The 17,568-nt window shown below is 73.0% G+C and carries 13 protein-coding genes; 7 read left to right on the forward strand and 6 right to left on the reverse strand.

Features of this window, described 5'->3' with window-relative positions:
- Positions 1 to 67: 67 nt before the first annotated feature.
- The 7 genes from ACZ41I_RS10435 (at position 68) to ACZ41I_RS10465 (ending at position 7,832) form a co-directional block, all read left to right on the forward strand.
- On the forward strand, positions 68 to 1,048 hold the full coding sequence (locus ACZ41I_RS10435) for a hypothetical protein (protein WP_468513802.1): 981 nt from the start codon (positions 68 to 70) through the stop codon (positions 1,046 to 1,048).
- A gap of 703 nt (positions 1,049 to 1,751) precedes the next feature.
- Positions 1,752 to 2,930 (forward strand): acyltransferase family protein, encoded by a 1,179-nt coding sequence (locus ACZ41I_RS10440; protein WP_399769670.1) that lies wholly within the window; start codon positions 1,752 to 1,754, stop codon positions 2,928 to 2,930.
- Positions 2,931 to 3,421: 491 nt separating this feature from the next.
- Positions 3,422 to 4,294, forward strand: a complete 873-nt coding sequence (locus ACZ41I_RS10445) for an STAS domain-containing protein (RefSeq protein ID WP_399769871.1) — start codon at positions 3,422 to 3,424, stop codon at positions 4,292 to 4,294.
- Positions 4,291 to 4,671, forward strand: coding sequence for an STAS domain-containing protein (locus ACZ41I_RS10450; RefSeq protein WP_468513803.1), 381 nt, complete (start codon positions 4,291 to 4,293; stop codon positions 4,669 to 4,671). The genes ACZ41I_RS10445 and ACZ41I_RS10450 overlap by 4 nt, the downstream gene beginning before the upstream one ends.
- Positions 4,671 to 5,117: an ATP-binding protein gene (locus tag ACZ41I_RS10455; RefSeq protein WP_468513876.1), complete on the forward strand. Its 447-nt coding sequence runs from the start codon at positions 4,671 to 4,673 to the stop codon at positions 5,115 to 5,117. Before ACZ41I_RS10450 ends, ACZ41I_RS10455 begins: the two co-directional genes overlap by 1 nt.
- A gap of 5 nt (positions 5,118 to 5,122) precedes the next feature.
- On the forward strand, positions 5,123 to 6,175 hold the full coding sequence (locus tag ACZ41I_RS10460) for a SpoIIE family protein phosphatase (RefSeq protein ID WP_399769874.1): 1,053 nt from the start codon (positions 5,123 to 5,125) through the stop codon (positions 6,173 to 6,175).
- On the forward strand, positions 6,159 to 7,832 hold the full coding sequence (locus ACZ41I_RS10465) for a PP2C family protein-serine/threonine phosphatase (RefSeq protein WP_468513804.1): 1,674 nt from the start codon (positions 6,159 to 6,161) through the stop codon (positions 7,830 to 7,832). The genes ACZ41I_RS10460 and ACZ41I_RS10465 overlap by 17 nt, the downstream gene beginning before the upstream one ends.
- A 68-nt stretch (positions 7,833 to 7,900) precedes the next feature.
- Here the strand turns inward: ACZ41I_RS10465 and ACZ41I_RS10470 are convergent, their stop codons facing one another.
- The 6 genes from ACZ41I_RS10470 to ACZ41I_RS10495 form a co-directional block, all read right to left on the reverse strand.
- Positions 7,901 to 10,180 carry a catalase gene (locus ACZ41I_RS10470; protein WP_468513805.1) on the reverse strand — a complete coding sequence of 760 codons (2,280 nt, stop codon included), beginning with the start codon at positions 10,178 to 10,180 and terminating at the stop codon, positions 7,901 to 7,903.
- 408 nt (positions 10,181 to 10,588) lie between these two features.
- Positions 10,589 to 12,052, reverse strand: coding sequence for an aminotransferase class I/II-fold pyridoxal phosphate-dependent enzyme (locus ACZ41I_RS10475; RefSeq protein WP_363219447.1), 1,464 nt, complete (start codon positions 12,050 to 12,052; stop codon positions 10,589 to 10,591).
- A 108-nt stretch (positions 12,053 to 12,160) separates the two neighbouring features.
- Positions 12,161 to 13,516 carry an FAD-binding protein gene (locus ACZ41I_RS10480; protein WP_468513806.1) on the reverse strand — a complete coding sequence of 452 codons (1,356 nt, stop codon included), beginning with the start codon at positions 13,514 to 13,516 and terminating at the stop codon, positions 12,161 to 12,163.
- Positions 13,517 to 13,559: 43 nt separating this feature from the next.
- On the reverse strand, positions 13,560 to 14,375 hold the full coding sequence (locus ACZ41I_RS10485; RefSeq protein WP_468513807.1) for an inositol monophosphatase family protein: 816 nt from the start codon (positions 14,373 to 14,375) through the stop codon (positions 13,560 to 13,562).
- 30 nt (positions 14,376 to 14,405) lie between these two features.
- Complete coding sequence (locus ACZ41I_RS10490) at positions 14,406 to 16,199, reverse strand: RICIN domain-containing protein (protein WP_468513808.1); 1,794 nt, start codon at positions 16,197 to 16,199, stop codon at positions 14,406 to 14,408.
- Positions 16,200 to 16,333: 134 nt separating this feature from the next.
- Positions 16,334 to 17,515, reverse strand: coding sequence for an FAD-dependent oxidoreductase (locus ACZ41I_RS10495; protein ID WP_468513809.1), 1,182 nt, complete (start codon positions 17,513 to 17,515; stop codon positions 16,334 to 16,336).
- Positions 17,516 to 17,568 lie beyond the last annotated feature (53 nt).

Here is a 17,568-nt window from a genome sequence, read left to right on the forward strand (position 1 = left end):
ATCACAAAACCCCCATGAGTGAGAAACTCGGACTCTCACCCCGAGGTGGCCGTCGAGAGGGACGCTGGTGGACCTGGACGCCGTCGCCGACGAGCTGTACGGGCTGCGGCCGGAGGACTTCGTCGCCGCCCGCGATCGCCGCGCCCTGGATGCCCGCAAGGCCGGTGACCCGGCCCTCGCCAAGCAGATCGGTGCGTTGCGGAGGCCGAGCCTGGGAGCCTGGGTCAGCAATCTGCTCGTACGTCGGCAGCGGGAGGAGGTCGAGTCCTTGCTGACCCTCGGCGAGGAACTCCGCCGGGCCCACCGTGAACTGGACGGTCCGCAGCTGCGCAAGCTCGCCCGTCGGCAGAGTGAGGTGATCGGCGCGCTCGGGCGGCAGGCCCGGCGGCTGGCGGCGCAGGCCGGACGTCCGGTGGGCGAGAGCGTCCAGCGCGAGGTCGAGGAGACCCTGCACGCCGTGCTCGCCGATCCGGAGGCCGCCGGGGAATGGGCCGCGGGACGGCTGGTGAAGCCTCTCAGCTCCGCGTTCGGGTTCCCGGAAACCGACGCGGGGGTCCTCGAACGCCGTCCCGCCGCCCCGCCGGCGACCGGAGCGAAGCGGCGCGCCGAGAAGGAAGTGGAGGGCGCTCGCGGGACGGCGGGGAGGAAGCGCGGCAAGGCGGAGGAGCGCGAGGACGAGCCGGCACACCGGCGCCGTCTCGACGAGGCCCGCAGAGCCGCCCGCGACGCCGAGCGGAGCCTGCGCGGCTGCGAGGCGGAGGCCCGGGCCGCCGAACGGGAGGCGGAGCAGGCCGGCGACCGGGTCGCCGTGGCGGAGCAGCGGGTGCGTGAGCTGCGCGCGGAGCTGCGCGACGCCGAGGAGGAGCAGCGGCAGGCGCGTACGGACGAGCAGGCGGCACGGGACCGGGCCCGGCAGACCGACCGCGCCGTACGGCAGGCCCGGCGGCACGCCGAGACCACCGCGGCCGAGGCGGAGCGACTGGCCGGCCCGGGGCGGACCACACGTCCCCTGGCCGGGCACACCGGCCGGCCACCAGGTGGCAGATGACGGACGGCCCCCTGGACAGGAGGCGAGGAGCGATGGCGAGACCGATCCGGACCGGTGTCCTGACCTTCGGGCCGGTCACCGCCCTTGTCGACGGTCAGCAGCCCGCCGACGAGGAAGGTGCCTCGCACCCCGGCGTGCGGCAGGACCAGTGCCCCGACAGCCGGAGCGTCGGGCAGAGCCGGTCCCGGGGCCGCAAGGGCGGCGGGAAACAGGCCTCCGGCAGGAAGAAGGCCGATGAGCCGGGCGTCTCTGTCGAAGGCCGAGCTGTACGAACGCGCGAGCGCCGCCGGCGTACCCGGCAGATCGAGGATGACTCGGGATCGGCTCGTCAACGCGCTTGCCGACGCAGCGGCTTGACTGACCATCACTCGGCTCAGCGGTAAATCATGACCCTGCCCCGGCCGCTGCTGCAAGTCGCCGCGGAGCGAGCTCAGTTGACGATCCGAGGTCACTGCCGGTGGGCCGCCGGTCCGGTGGCCTCTAGGGATGTGGTCACCCGGTTCGTCCAGTGGGCTGACGGCCGATCAAATCGGTGTGAAGTGCGCACTCGTACGGGTGCACCCGGCCCGACCGTCCGTGGCATCCGGGAGGGTCCGTCGTTCGGCAACGAGTGTGATGTTTGCCATGTGACGTGATGGACCAGAGGTGAACGGGCAAGATACCCCTTCATGCCCCACGCCAATCCTCTCCGGCAGGTGATTCGATGACCACGGCGACGACCCGGGCGTTCCGGACGACGCCGCCCGCCCGTACCGGCGAGACGACCGCCAGGGATTCCCCGGCCGCCGCCATGCCCTCACTGCCGTCCCTGACGGGGCTGCGGTGGATGGCGGCGCTCCTCGTGTTCGGACTGCACGTGAACAACTTCGGCTACTTCGGAGGCACCAGCGGCCGCCTCGTGACCTGGGGCTTCGGTGCCGGTGCCACCGGGGTGTCCTTCTTCTTCGTACTGTCCGGCTTCGTACTGACCTGGTCGGCGCGGCCCCGCGACCGCGCGCTCGCCTTCTGGCGGCGGCGTATCGCGCGCATCTACCCGGTGCACCTGGTCACCCTGGCGGTCGCCCTCGTCATGGCGTACTCGCTGGCACACGAGCCGAGGCCGCAGCCGAAACAGGCCGTGTCCAACCTCTTGCTGCTCCACTCCTGGTGGCGCCCCTGGTGGCAGACGCTGAACCCGGTCAGCTGGTCCCTTGCCTGCGAGGCGTTCTTCTACGCCTCCTTCCCCCTGCTCTTCCTGCTGCTCCGTCGGCTCGGCGCGCGCGGTTCGGCCGCGCTGGGCACCCTGTCGCTGGCGGCGATCATGGTGCTGGCCTGGGCGGACGCGCACCACTGGTGGACGTACGCGCTGTACTCCTTCCCGGCGGCCCGGCTGCCGGAGTTCGTCCTCGGCGCGGTCAGCGCGCGGCTGGTGCTGCTCGGCCGGTGGCGCGGGCCCGGTCTGGAGGCCTCGCTCGCCCTGGCGATCATCGGTTACTTCCTCGTCCCGCAGGTCACGCCCGGTTATTCCGCCACCGTGTGCACCATCGTCGGGTTCACGCTGCTCATTCCGGCCGCGGCGGTCGCGGACATCCAGGGGCTGCCCTCACTGTGGCGGCGCCGGCGGCTGGTACGGCTCGGTGAACTGTCGTTCGCCTTCTACATGGTCCATCTGCTCGTGCTGCGCGCCGGCACCCACCTGCTCGGGACGAAGCCGCACTTCGGGCTGCTCGCGGGACTGGCCGTCACCACGGTCGCGTTCGCCATTGCGCTCGGACTGTCCTGGGTCCTGTACGAGGCGGTGGAGTGCCCGGCGAGACGTCTGCTGCTGCGCCGACGCCGCCCCACGCCCCAGCCGGACCAGGTGGAGGCACGCGGCGAGGCACCGGCCGCGGCACGGGACTGAGCAGGTCCCCTGGGCTGTCGGAGACGCCTGGGAGGGCGGGTCCGCCCTCCGCACCCCTACGTCCGGCCGCTTCCCTCATCTGCCGCCGCACCGCCGCGTCAGCCGTCACGCACTGCCGGAGGGCGTGCCGGCCCCCGGCGGGCACCTCGCTCTCCTCTGCTTCCCCGCCGGCCGGACGGGATCCGGGCTTCCCCGACGCGGCCTTCCACCGCGCCCTGCGGCAGCGACCGGCGGGCTCCGCGCTGTTCCGCCGCCCCGGTCAGCCCGTCCCGGGTCCTTCCTGAGGTCCCGGCCGGGTCGCACGCACGGGTGACGTCGGCAACAGCCAGGAGAGTCCGGCGGGATTCGGGGTAGTCGGCCCATCGGCACCGGCCCGGTGGCATCCGCCGCCGGGCCGGCACCGCTTGACGCCCTTGACGGCAAGTGACCGTCAGGGCCAGGAGAGTTGCATCGGCGTGGAAAAGGAGACGAGGAGAGTGCCCGAGCAGGACATGGCCGAATCGGCGCCACAGGTGGTGAGTTCCTTCCTGGAGCGGCGCCGGGAGCAGATCGCCCAGCGCTGGGCCGACGCGCCCTTGTTCCGCTCGGTCTTCACCGTCTCCCGCGACGAGGCGGTGGAGGCGTGCAAGGCCGTCGTGGACTCCCTGTCCGAAGTGGCGGTGAGCGGACGACTGGAGGACATCACGGCACCGGGCTTCCATCCGGTGCGCGACCAGTTGGGACGCATGACCCAGACCAGGACCCTCAGCGGCTCGACCCCGTCCCAGATCGCCGACGAGGTGGCCGGACTGCGTGTGCCTGCCGTGGAGCTGCTGCGCGAGGAGTTCCCCGATGCCGCCGCCCCGCAGGCCCAGGAGAGCGTACTGGCGCTGACCCTGCTGCTGGGCACGCTGCGCCTGGTGGTGATGGAGACGGCGCTGGACGCGAACACGGAGCTGATCGAGCGGCAGCGGCAGCAGCTGCTCGAAGTCGCCACCCCGGTCATCAAACTGTGGGAGGGCACGGTGGCGGTCCCGCTGATCGGGACGCTGGACAGCGCCCGCAGCCAGGTCGTCATGGAGTCGCTGCTGGAGGCCATCGTCGAGCAGCGGGCCCGGTTCGCCATCCTGGACATCACCGGTGTGCCCACGGTCGACTCGCTCGTCGCCCAGCATCTGATGAAGACGGTGGCCGCCGCGCGGCTGATGGGCGCCGAGTGCATCGTCTCCGGCATCCGTCCGGCCATCGCGCAGACGATCGTGCAGCTGGGCATCGACCTCGGCTCGGTGCTCACCCGCGCCTCGCTGGCCGACGCCCTCGCCTACGCACTGGGTCGGCAGGGCATCGAGGTCTCCCGTGCGGACGCGGGTGCGAGCGCGCGGTGAACCAGCCCACTCCCGGTCAGCCGGCCCAGGTCCCGGTGCTGGCGCTGGGCGACGTCCTGCTCGTCTCGCTCCAGGGCGAGCTGCACGACGGTATGGCCGAACAGCTGCAGCAGGACATCACCAGCCGCATCGCCACCAGCCGGGTGACCGGTGTGGTGCTCGACATCTCCGGGGTGGACGTCGTCGACTCGTTCCTCGGCCGGGTGCTGGCCGAGATCGCCTCCACGGCCCGGCTGCTGGCGGCCCGTACGGTCCTGGCCGGCATGCGGCCCGCCGTGGCGATCACGCTCGTGGAGCTGGGGCTCGCCCTGCCCGGTCTGGTCACCGCGCTCGACGTCGACCGCGCCCTGGAACTGCTGGCCCGGAGGGGGACGTGATGAAGGCGCCCGGCCAGACGTCCGCGACCAGCCTGCCCATCGGCTCGGACGCGGATCTGGCCTGGGTGCGGCAGCAGGTGCGGCGGTGCGCGGCCCAGCTCGGCTTCGGGCTCGTCCAGCAGACCAAGCTGGTCACGGCGGCGAGCGAACTGGCCCGCAACACGCTGGTGCACGGCGGCGGCGGCCGGGCGGAGATCACTCCGCTGGACAACGGCCGCAGCCGGGGCCTGAGGATGTGCTTCACCGACAGCGGCCCGGGCATCCGCGACCTGGAGCTGGCCATGACCGACGGCTACACCACCGGAGGCGGTCTCGGCCTCGGCCTGAGCGGCGCCAAGCGGCTGGTGCACGAGTTCTCCGTGGACACCGAGCCGGGCCGGGGCACCACCGTCACGGCCGTCGCCTGGGTGACGCAGGTTCCCGCGTCGCGTCCGGGGGCGGGATGAGCCGGGTGTGGGAGGTACCGGTGGGCGACTCCACGCGGGTACGCGATGCCCGGACGGCCGCCCGGGAGGCGTGCGTGCAGGCGGGCCTCGGCCCGCGGCGGACCGCGGCCGCCGAACTCGTCAGCACCGAGCTGGCCACCAATCTGCTCAGGCACGCGGGCGGCGGCCGCATGGTGGTCAATCTCGTCGGGCCGCCGGCCGGCGGCCCGGGTGTGTCGGTGCAGCTCTTCTCGCTCGACCACGGGCCGGGTATCGCCGATGTCCCCGCGGCGCTGCGGGACGGCTACACCACCGCCGGGGTCTCCCTCGGCGCCGGTCTGGGCAGCTGTCTGCGCAGCGCCGACGCCTTCCATCTGTACAGCGCGCCGGGCCGCGGCACGGTGGCGACGGCCCGGTTCGACGCGGAGCCCCCCAGGCGCGGGACGCCCGCGGCGCAGGCACCGGCGGGTGGGATCTGCGTCTCGCTGGCCGAGGCCGGGCAGTGCGGTGACGCCTGGAGCTGGGTGCGTTCCGGCGCCCTGCTGACCCTGCTCCTCGCGGACGGTCTCGGGCACGGCCCCAAAGCCGCGCACGCGTCCACCACCGCGGTGGCGGAGCTGCACCGGGCCGCACACCTGCCGCCCGTCGAGATCCTGCGCCGGCTGCACATGGCGCTGCGGCCGACCCGCGGCGCGGCGGTCGCCGTGGCCCAGCTGGACACGGAACGCGCGGAACTCGGCTTCGCCGGCATCGGCAACGCCGGCGCCCGGCTGCGTACCGGGGAGGGCTGGGCGTCCCTCCTCTCCCGTCCGGGGATCGTCGGGGCGTACTTCCCGGCGCACATCCCCGTGCGCAGGATGCCGTGGCATCCGGACAGTGTGCTCGTGGTGCACAGTGACGGGCTGCCCAGCCGGTGGACGCCGCCGGACGATCCCCGGCTGCTCGGCCAGGATCCGGCGGTGCTGGCCGCGGCCGTCCTGCGCGACGCGAGCAGCCCCGCCCGCCCCGTACGCGACGACACCACCGTGGCCGTACTGGCCCCCGACCGCCGGACCAGCACCCATGACAGCCGTCTCTGACACCTGGACACTGGCCTCCGCCACCGACGCGGCCCGCGCCCGTGCCCTGCTGGCGCGGCTCACCGCGGACGCCGAGGTGCCCGCGCTGGACCGCACGCGTTTCCTGGCCGCGCTCGGCACCCGGCTGCGGCCCTGCCGGGACGGGGCCCGCGTGCAGCTGACCGTGACCGCCCACGCCGACGGCACCCTGCACGTGCTGCTGCGCGGGTCCGAGCCGTGGCAGGGCGCCCTCGTCTGCCCCGTCCCCGTCAGCGGACCGCTGCCCCGGCCGGCCGGCTTCGACGACGCGCGGCTCGCCGAGGCCCTCCTGGACGCCGACGAGGACGCGTCCGCCGTTCTCGCGCACCTGGCGGAGACGGAGCAGCTGATCCGCTTCCATCGGGAGGAGCTGCACCAGACCAACCAGGGTGTGCTCGCCCTGCACGCCGAGCTGGAGGCGGCGGCGCTGGCCCAGCGGGAGCTGCTCGACGCCGAGCGGGCCGCCCGCGCGGAGGCGGAGAACGCCCGGCGGCAGCTGACCTTCCTCGCCGATGCCAGCGCCGCTCTGAACGCCTCGCTGGACCACGAGGACATCCTGCGCCGGCTGCCGGAGCTGCTGGTCCCGGAGTACGCCCGGCATGTCGACGTCTGGCTCGTGGACGACGAGCGGACGCCCCCGGCCGAGCGGGCGGCGGCTTCGGTGACGGCGGCCCGCACCGGCCGGCCCCAGCACGCGGGCCCGCGGCCGGGCGGCCTGCCGGGCGTGGACGACCTGCCGGCCTCGGCGCTGTCCCCGGACCGTCCGCTGCTGTGTCTGCCGCTCGGCGTGCGCGCGGTTCAAGGTGTGCTGACCCTGGCCGCGCACGGTGACCGTTTCGACCCGGACACCACGGTGATGCTGGTCGAGCTGGCCCGGCGGGCGGGCATCGCGCTGGACAACGCCCGCCAGTACCAGCAGCACCGCAATGTCGCCGAGGAACTGCAGCGCGCCCAGCTCACCGACCTGCCGGCCACGCCGGGCCTCGCGCTGGCCGCGCGTTATCTGCCGGCCACGCACGGGATGAACATCGGCGGCGACTGGTACGACGCCTTCCCGCAGCCCGACGGAAGTGTGCTGGCGGTGATAGGGGATGTCACGGGGCACGGACTGCGGGCGGCGGTCATCATGGGCCAGTTGCGCACCGCCCTGCGCGCGTACGCCGTCGAGGGCAACGGGCCCGCGCGTATCCTCACGCTGCTGCACCGGATGCTCCGCCACCAGCAGCCGGAGCTGTACGCCACCTGTGCCATCGCCCGGTTCACGCCCGGGGATCCCCGGGTGGTGTGCGCGGCTGCCGGGCATCCGCCGGCCGTCGTGCGCGGCCCGGAGGGCGAGGTGCGGGTGCTGGAGGCCAGGCCGGGGATCATGCTGGGCGTCCCGGTGCCCTTCGAGTACGAGGAGCACACCGTGGAGCTGCCCGCGGGCTCGACGCTCGCGCTGTACACGGACGGGCTGGTCGAGCGGCGGTCCGCCGGGATCGACGCGGGCATAGAGCGGCTGGCGCGGGCCATGGGCGCGCTGGCCGCGGTGGAGCTGGAGGACCTGGAGACCGCGGCCGACACGCTGCTGAAGCCGATGCTGTACGACTCCGAACACGACGACGACATCTGTCTGCTGCTCTGTCGCACCCGGACCTGAACCGGCGGCGCCGGCGGCCGGGTCCCCGGCCCCGGAGGGCAAGGCCCCGACCGCTTGGCGGCGGCCGGTCAGGCGGAGGACGGGAAGCGGTCCCACACCCGGTGCGAGCCGAGCAGTCGGGTGAGCTGCTGCAGGACGGTCGTGGCGCCGTCGCCGGCGATCACACCGGGCGCGTCGACGGGGATGCCGGCCGCCTCCAGCACGCTCTGCGCGCCCTTGGTGGCGCCGATGGCCTTGCCGTGCCGGTACGCCTCCGCCAGCAGCAGCCCCACCCGCGGATCGGGGGTGCCGTCCTGGGCGGTCGGCAGGCCCGCCTTGGCGTCCCGGGCGCCGTAGGCGTCGGCGCCGACGCCGGGGGTGCCGGCCACCAGCAGCGCGTCGAACTCCACGGACCGTGCCGTGGCGTAGGTGCGCTGGACGCCCACCGCGTCCGTGCCGGAGCCGAGGGTGCCGCCGGTCGGTGCGACGACCAGCGGGACCATGCCGCCGTCCAGCACCTCCTGGCGTACGGCCCGTACGCCGTCCAGGTCGCCGTCGGGGCCGGTGACGATGCCGATGATCCGGCCGTCGGTGGGCCAGGTGTGTCCGACCTGGGACAGGGCGGGGCTGGGCGCGACGTCGGCCAGGGGCACGGTGGGCTGCGGGGCGGGCAGGCCGAGACCGCCGGCGACGCCCGCGCACAGCTCCGGGTCGATGTTCGCCAGTACCTGCAACGCCCGCTCCCGGATGGCCTGTTCGTAGCACTTGGCGAGTTCGAAGGTGTAGGCGCCGATGATGTGCTCGCGTTCCACCGGGCTCATGCTGAGCCAGAACCGGCGCGGCTGGCTGAAGTGGTCGTCGAACGACGCCGGCGCCTCGCGGACCTTCGTCGCCTCCGGGACCCGTACCGGAGCCTCGACGTACGCGCCCGCGTCCGCGCCGGCCGTGAAGGGGCAGCCGCCGTCGAGGGAGTTGGGCCGGTAGGGGGCCGCGCCCCGGTGCACGGCGGTCTGGTGCATGCCGTCGCGCAGCATGTCGTTGACGGGTGCGTGCGGCCGGTTGACCGGGATCTGCGCGAAGTTGGGGCCGCCGAGGCGGGTGATCTGGGTGTCGAGGTAGGAGAACAGGCGACCGGACAGCAGCGGGTCGTCGGTGATGTCGATGCCGGGCACGAGATGGCCGGGGTGGAAGGCGACCTGCTCGGTCTCGGCGAAGAAGTTGGAGGGGTTGCGGTCGAGGGTGAGCAGTCCGATGGGCTGCACGGGGGCGAGTTCCTCCGGGACGATGTTCGTCGGGTCCAGAAGGTCGATGCCCTCGAAGGTCTGGTCGGGGGTGTCGGGGAAGGTCTGGATGCCGAACTCCCACTGCGGGTGGGCGCCCGCCTCGATCGCGTCGGCGAGGTCCCGGCGGTGGAAGTCCGGGTCGACACCGTTGATGATCTGTGCCTCCTCCCACACCAGCGAGTGCACGCCCAGCTTCGGCTTCCAGTGGAACTTCACCAGCGTCGTCCCGCCGGCGGCGTCGACCAGGCGGAAGGTGTGGATCCCGAAGCCCTCCATCGTGCGGTACGAGCGCGGGATGCCCCGGTCGGACATGTTCCACAGGGTGTGGTGGGTGGCCTCGGTGTGCAGCGTGACGAAGTCCCAGAAGGTGTCGTGGGCGCTCTGTGCCTGCGGGATCTCCCGGTCGGGGTGGGGTTTGGCGGCGTGCACGACATCCGGGAACTTGATCGCGTCCTGGATGAAGAAGACGGGGATGTTGTTGCCGACCAGGTCGAAGACGCCCTCGCTGGTGTAGAACTTCGTCGCGAAACCGCGGGTGTCCCGGACGGTGTCGGCGGAGCCCCGGGAGCCGAGCACGGTGGAGAAGCGGACGAACACCGGGGTCTCGACGCCCTCGGCGAGAAAGGCCGCCTTCGTCACGTTCGCGGCCGTGCCATAGCTGCGGAAGACGCCGTGCGCTGCGGCGCCGCGGGCGTGGACCACGCGCTCGGGGATGCGTTCGTGGTCGAAGTGCATGATCTTTTCCCGCAGGTGGTGGTCCTGCAGGAGCACGGGGCCACGGGGTCCCGCCTTGAGCGAGTGGTCCGTGTCGTACAGCCGGGTGCCCTGGGCGGTGGTCAGATGGCTGCCGCTCTGCGCCATCCGGGCCTGGTCGGCGCCGGTGGGCAGGCCGGTGGGTGAGACGGTGGCGGGGCCGGTCTGGTCGGGCTTGGGCGGGAACGGCTCATGGGGTTCGGCCGGCTCGGCGACCGACGGCGTGCGGGGGCCGGGTTTGCCGGGTATGCCCTCCTCCGGGCCCGCACCGTCACCCTGCAGGGCGTCCGCCACCTTGTCCGCCGCTCGCTTCAGGGGGTTCGTCTCGCTCATCTCCACCATTCCTTCGCTGGTCACGGGGGCGGGCCCGGCACCGGCGAGGCGGGTGTCCGACACGCGCTGGCCACACCCGGGCATACGGCCGGCAACACCACAACATCAGGGGAAACGGGGTCGGCACGGCCTCGTACCGAGGTCCCCGGGCCGGTGCGCCCGAAACCGGCAATCACGGAGGATTTCCGGTCGGGGTGAAGTCGGGCCGTCTCCCATCGAGTAGCCGGGACGGCTGGCCCGCCGGACGCGTCCATCCGGACCCGGGGACTGTCGAGCAGGGCCAAGGGCCCCCTGCCGAGGGTGTCTTCGTCAGGAGGGCCGGTTTCTTGACCCGAGCAGGCAAGCACCCGGCCGCCCGCACCGCCACCTTAGGCGCTGCCCCCGGCCCCCGCAGTTCGGGAGGCCCGGTCACGGGTGGGCCGTGACCCGGATGGTCTTCAGTGACGGGTCCGCCGCGTCCGCGATGAGGAAGCCGTGCTCCACGCCGCTGCGCAGGTACTCCAGCACCTCCTGCGTGATCACCTCACCGGGCGCCACCACGGGCACGCCGGGCGGATAGGGGCTGATCATCTCGGCGGCGATCCGGCCCACGGCGCGTTCGGCGGGAACCTGTTCGGCGGGCCCGAAGAACGCCTCGCGCGGCAGGACGGCCTGTTCGAGTTCGAGTGCGCGCGGCTCGGGCAGGCGCACGGCGGGCCGCCGCTCCATCGCACCGGCGTTCTCCACCAGGGAGCGCATGGAGTCCAGCAGGATCTTCTCGGTCTCGTCGTCGTCGGCGTGGGTGATGGAGGCGCTGATCCGGCAGGTGTCCGAGCCGCCCACGTCGACATGCCGGTCGGCCCTCAGCCATTCGGCCGCCTGCATACCGCTGATGCCGAGGTCCCGGACATCGATGACGATCTTCATCGGGTCGAACTCGGCCGCGAGGCCCTCCTCGACGACCTCGCCGCCCATCACCCGCAGCCCCGGCAGTTCGCGCAGGGCCGCCCGGATCCGCTCGGCCCGGTGGACGGCCCGCTCCAGCAGCTCGTGGCCCTGCTCGGCCATCTGCCGCCGCCAGCCGTCCAGGGCGCCGTACACCAGACAGGAGGCGCTGGTGGTGCCGAGCAGGTCCTCGCGCTGCTTGAGCACCTCGGGTGCCACCCGGTCGTGCTGGAGGTGGAACACCGAGCTCTGCTCGATGGCGCCGCCCATCTTGTGGACGCTGGTGACGACCAGGTCGGCGTCGGCGTCCATGCCCCAGGACGGGAGGGCCGGGTGGAAGGGCAGATGGGCACCCCAGGCCTCGTCCACGATCAGCGGTACGTCGTAGGCGTGGCAGGCGTCGGCGACGCCGCGGATGTCGGCGCAGGTGCCCCAGTCGGTGGGTGTGATCAGCAGCATGCCCTTGGCGTCGGGGTGCTCGCGCAGCCGGTCGCGGACGTCGTCGGGCTCCGGAGGATGGGCCATGTGCCGCTCGGCGTCGAACTTCGGGTGGACCCAGATCGGCTCCACACCGTTGATGATCACCGCGGCGATGACCGACTTGTGCGCGTTGCGGGACAGCAGCAGCTTCTCCCCCGGGCCCGCGACCGAGCACATGGCGGTCTTCACGGACAGGGAGCTGCCGCAGGTGGAGAAGAAGGCGTGCTCGGCGCCGACCGCGTCGGCCATCAGCTCCTGCGCCTGTTCCAGCACGCCCTGGGACTGCCGGCGGTCGTCCAGGCCGTTGAGGGTCAGTACGTCCGAGCGGAAGACGTCGATGCCGAGGACGTCGGCGACCCGGGGGTCGGTGCCGCGGCCCTGTTTGTGTCCCGGCGGCCCGAACACCACGTCTCCTCGCCGCCGGAACTCCTGCAGAGCTTCCAGTACGGGCGCGCGCGAGTGGTCCATGGCGGTCCTCCTGAGCCGGTCGGTCGTACCGACCGTGTTGCACTGGTCGCCTGCTCGAAACCCCGGATCCCGCGCCACTTGGTTCACGCTTTGATTCAAGCCATGACGTCAGAACCGCATGCCGTGTCCGCGCGCCAGGACGAGATGAGGATCGTGGCGGTGCTTGGCCTCGGCGAAGACCGGCCAGCGGTCGCCGTAGTGGTCCCGCCAGTCGGAGTCCGCCAGGGGCAGGGCGTTGACGGGGTAGGCGAGGGCGCCCCGGGACCGGGCCCGTTCGTACGCGGTACGGTTGGCGGCCACCATCGCCGCGACCGTCTCCGGGCTGTCGGGCGGAGCCGTGCGCAACAGGGCGAAAACGTACAGGACTTCACCGGACGGGCGGCGGAAGGAGGGGGCGCGCAACCGGCTGGAGAGCACCGGGTACAGCAGGACGAGACCGGTGTCCCGCAGGTCACCGAAGGCGGGGTCGGCCAGTACGGCGCGGACGACGGCCTCGGCGCTGTCGTGCGGCAGCAGCAGATTGAGCCAGGGGTGCGGGTGCAGCCACTCCCCCGTCGCCCGCAGGACCTCCTCGTCCGTGTCCACGCGATGCGCGAACTCCCCGTATCCGAGATCCTCCGCCTCCAGGGCGCCGGGATCGTGCGAGAGCCCGGCGAGCAGGGTGCTGTCGTCGGGCGGGTACGGGCCGTCGTGCGGGGCCACGGCCTCGATCATGTACTGCCAGTGGCGCTCCCCGATCGGCCGTGCCTGGCCCTCCAGGTAGGTGAAACGCTGCTCCTCGGCGAGCCGGCGCTGGTCGGCGAGGCAGCGGGCGAGGTCGGCGTAGTACAGGCAGTAGCGGCGCACCCGGTCGGGCGCGGGGACCAGACGCAGGGTGGCGGCCACGATGACGGCGCACTGGCCGAGACCGGCGAGCACGGCGTGAAACAGGTCGGGGTCCCGGTCGGGTGAGCAGACCCGGTGCTCCCCCGCTCCGGTCACCACCTCCAGCTCCAGGACCTGGTCCGCGACCAGGCCGTGCCGGTGCGTCGCGCCGCCGAGTCCGCCCGCCGACAGGACACCGCCGACGCCCGCGCCGAGGTAGTCGGTGAGGACCGCCGGGGCACGGCCGTACGGCAGGGTGGCGGCCAGCACCTCCCGCCACAACGCGCCTGCCTGTACGGTCACTTGCCCGTCCGTCACGGGACCGACCCGGTTCATCGCCCGCAGGTCGAGCACGATCCCGCCGTCCGCCTGTCCCTGGCCGTACAGGGAGTGGCCACCGCCGCGCACACTCACCGGGATGCCCCGGGGTCCGGCGCACTCCAGCAGGTCCTGGATCTCGGCGGCGGACTGCGGGCGCAGGACACCGAGCGGCGTGGTCCGCACGATGTGCCCGAAGTCCTGCGCGCATGCGCGCAGCGTCTGCGGGCGGGTGTCCAGGGCCCGGCCGAGGCGGGTGCCGAGGTCGTGGGCCGACGTCATGCCGGCATCACATCAGACGGCGCGGCGTACGTCGAGACCACCGTCAACTCACGCCGGAGCCTTGTTTTTCGACGAGCTCCAGCAGTGCGGTGTGGGTCTCCGGGTCGGCCGCGGCGATCAGTCCTGACGCGCCGGTGAGCACGGGTTCGCCGTACAGTCCGGTCACGATGCAGCCGGCGGCCTGGCACAGGGCGATGCCCGCCGCGAAGTGCACGCTGTCGCGCAGGTCGCCGTCGGTGACGTAGGCGGCCCTGCGGCCCGCGGCGACCCAGGCCACGGCGAGGGTGCTGGAGATCACCCGAGGCCGGAAGCGTCCGGCGAAGCCCGGGTCGGCGAGGAGCCGGGCCGCCTGGAACCCGGGCGCGTTGGGGAACGGCGGGTCGAGGTTCATGTCCACCAGCGCGGACCCGGCCGACGGCGTCAGCCGCTCGTCCGCGCCGTCCCTGCGGAGGCGGGCGGCCTCGCCGTCGGTCCAGAACACCTCGCCGCTGAACGGGTCGGCGGTCGCGGCGGCCGTGACCCGGTTCCCCTCCCGCAGGGCGACGTTCACGCCGACGAGCATGTTTTGCACCGCGTAGTTCAGGGTGCCGCACAGCGGGTCGACGAGCCAGCGGCGGCGGGCGTCGGCGGCACCCGAACGGCCGCTCTCCTCGCCGGTCACGGCGTCGTCGGGCCGGGCGGCGCGCAGCACGTCCAGGATGGCCCGCTCGGCGGCGAGGTCCGCCTCGGTCGCGAAGTCGCCGGCGGACTTGTCGTGGCGTGCGAGCCGGCCGCCGTAGAGGTCACGGACCACGGCTGCGCCCGCCTGGGCCGCGGTGAGGGCCAGGCGGGCGTCGGATTCCCCGTTGGTGATCGACATGGGCGCAGAGTACTCGGAGCACCGGTGGCGTCAGTACGCCCGGGTCGGCGAGAAGGACAGCCTCTGTTCTGCTGCGGAGCGCCCCGCGCCGACGGAACTTCCGCTGCGGTCCGTCCAGTTGCGCACCGGTGTGGTCTCGGCGAGCCGCCCGGAACGGCCCGAGAGGCCGAGTACGAGTCCGCTGTAGCGGTTGACCAGGCGGCAGGTGCCGCCGGAGGCGCTCGGGATCACGAACCACTGCTGTCCGACGGAGGGGCCGCCGGCCGGTGCCGCGGTGACGGTGGGCCGGGCACCCCAGGCGCGGCCGGCGGAGGAGGAGGAGTCGACGCCGAGCAGCCGGCCGCTCGCGGCGTTGGTGAGGGTGAAGGCCCCGTCGCCGGTCGGGGTGAAGACCCAGGTGTCGCGGCCGGAGCCGGTGGGCCGGGCCAGTGAGATGGTGGCCGTGCCGTCGCCCTTCTGGGCCAGGAGGCGTCCCGTGCCGCTCGCGATGCGGTAGCCGCGGCCGGTGTCCAGGGGCGCGGCGGCGGGTTTGCCGGTGTCGACGGTGATGTCGACGTACTCCCCGGAGGCGTCGTGCGAGCAGCCGAAGGCGCAGTAGGAGCGGAAGGACCTGCCGACGACGGTGGAGCTGGTGCGGTTGGCGCTGTCGAGGAACCAGCGGTACCAGGAGGCGTTGGTGTAGCCGCCGGTGTCCCCGATGAGGTGCCACTTCTGGGTCGTCAGGTCGTCGGTGGCGTAGAGGTACTGCGGCGAGTGCCCGCTCTGGTCGACGGCCTGGGGTTCGCCGATGTACAGCCCGAGATAGGCGTCGTAGGCGATGTTCATGACGAACAGCGGCGAGGTCGGGGGCATCTTCCCGGCCCCGATCTGCTCGGCGGCGGTCCCGGTGTTGGCCGGGTCGTACTCGGCGGAGGCGGGCGTGTAGCCGGTGGGGTGGGCGGCGTCGACGGGGACGATGTTGCTCTCCTGGCCGCCGGTGCCGGGCTGGGACCAGGCGCCGGCGTACCACTTGCGCCAGGAGCCGGGGGCCATCTTGGCGGAGATCGGGGCGCGGGCCACGTGCTCGTAGAACGCCTTCCAGCCGCCGCTCTTGTCGATGATCCGGGAGCCGTAATGGACGTAGAAGTAGCCGGAGGCGGTGTCGACGAAGAGGCGCTGGTCGCCGTCGCCGTAGGAGTACGTCTGGTTCGGGAAGGCCGTGGTGTCTGCGCGCCTGGTGCTGTACGGGGACGTGAGCACGTGGTCCTTGACGCTCCAGGTGCGGCCCTTGTCGGTGGAGACGGCGTAGTCGATGGCGTCGTAGTGCAGCCCGTCGCCGAAGGGCTGCGGGGTGAACTCGTTGTGCACCAGGCCGTACCAGTCGCCGGTGTCGGGGTCGACCCACACCCCGGACAGGTCGCAGTAGTTCTTCTGGGCGTAGCCGGAGCCGCTCGGTGCGTACGTCGCCTCGCGGCCGGTGGGGCTGTTGTTGCAGCGCCAGGTGGTGTCGTCGTTGCGGTCGGCGGGGTTGGCGGGGTTCACCGCCTTGCTCAGCGTCTTGTCGAACCTGGCGGTGTCGAAGTCCTTGCCGGTGTAGAAGTCCCAGGTGCGCGGGTCCTTGGCGCCGTACAGCGCGGCGGACTGCTGGTAGTGGAAGGTGCCGTCCCGGTCGAGGTAGGGACCGGCGGGGGTGTCCGTGGGGTGGGCGAAGGGTACCGGGGTCCCCACGGTCACGGTGTAGGTGGCGTCGGCGGCGGCCTGGGCGGATGCCGGGGACGCGGTGCCGCCCATGACCAGGGCGGCAGTCGCCGACAACACCGCCAGGGCGCCGCCTGCTCTGCTCAAGAGTCGCAACTGTGCTCCTTGTTGCCGAAGGGCCGGTTGCACGGAACGATCCGGCCCGGCGGTTTCCCCCGGCAATGGACTCCAGTGCTCCGCCTCTTGCACTTTCGCGCGCGTACGTCCGCGGCAGGCGTGGGTCAGGGCTGCCCGGGCGGGGCGGCGGGCAGCAGGATGTCCCAGGCCAGCTGGTGGATCAGCGCCTCGTCCGGCTCCGCGGGACGGGCCACGACGGGAGACGGGCGGGAGGGGGCGTGGCTGCCGCGGGAGATGCCGCCGCTGACGGTGATGTTCTGCTCCACGCGCGGGCGGCGGTGCCGTTCGTAGGCGGCGAACGCGGCCTGCGGACCTGGCAGATCGCGCAGCGCCTTGGCGAGGACGACGGCGTCCTCCAGGGCCATCGAGGCGCCCTGGCCGGTGGCCGGGGAGGCCGCGTGGGCGGCGTCGCCGATGAGCAGGGTGCGTCCCTTCTGCCACACGGCACCGAGCGGCATCTCAGTGGCGTTGGTGACCATCACGGGGCCCTCGGAGGCGGCGACGATGTCCGCGGCGGGGGTGGCGTCCTTGCGCAGCAGCGGCAGCAGGTCCTCGCGCCACGGGGCGCGGTGCGCGGCTCCGCCGCCGGGCAGGGGTTCGGTGCTCACGCGGGCGAACCAGTACGTCCGCCCGGTCGGGGACACCGCGTGTCCGAAGGTGGTCTCGCTGCCCCGGACGAAGGTGATGACGCCGGTGCCGTCCGCGCCGGGTGCGGCGCCGCTGCAGCCGTAGAAGACCCGCTGGCCGGCGTACGTGGGTCGCACCTCGGGGGTGATGATCCGGCGCACGGTGGAGTTCAGCCCGTCGGCGCCGATGACCAGGTCCGCGTGGGCGGTGCTGCCGTCGGCGAACCGGGCGGTGACGCCGCACGGGCCGTCCGTGATGCCGACCAGACGGGCGCCGTGGCGCAGGCGGATGCCGCGCCGGGCCGCCGTTTCCTGCAGGGCGGCGTTCAGCTCGCCGCGGAGCAGGCAGCGGTACCGCAGGTCGGGATCGGTCATCTCGCCGAGCGGGGCGTGCGTCAGCTCGGTGCCCCGGCTGTCGAGCAGCCGCAGGGAAGTCAGCGGAAAACCGACGGCGGTGACGGCGTCCGTGGCGTCGAGCTGGGCCAGGGCGCGCATGCCGTTGCTCGCCAGGGTCAGAAACGCCCCGATGTCCTCGGCCGTGCCGGGGTGTGCCTCGTACACGGTGACGTCGTGTCCGGCCTTGTGCAGCCCGAGCGCGGCCGCGGTCCCCGCGATACCGCCGCCGATCACCAGTACCCTCGTCGCATCCGTCCCGCTCAAGTGCCGCTCCTCGGGCCGACAGTGGTGGGGACCATCTAAGGGCAGGGGCGGGT

Source organism: Streptomyces sp. NPDC030799 (assembly GCF_055572255.1).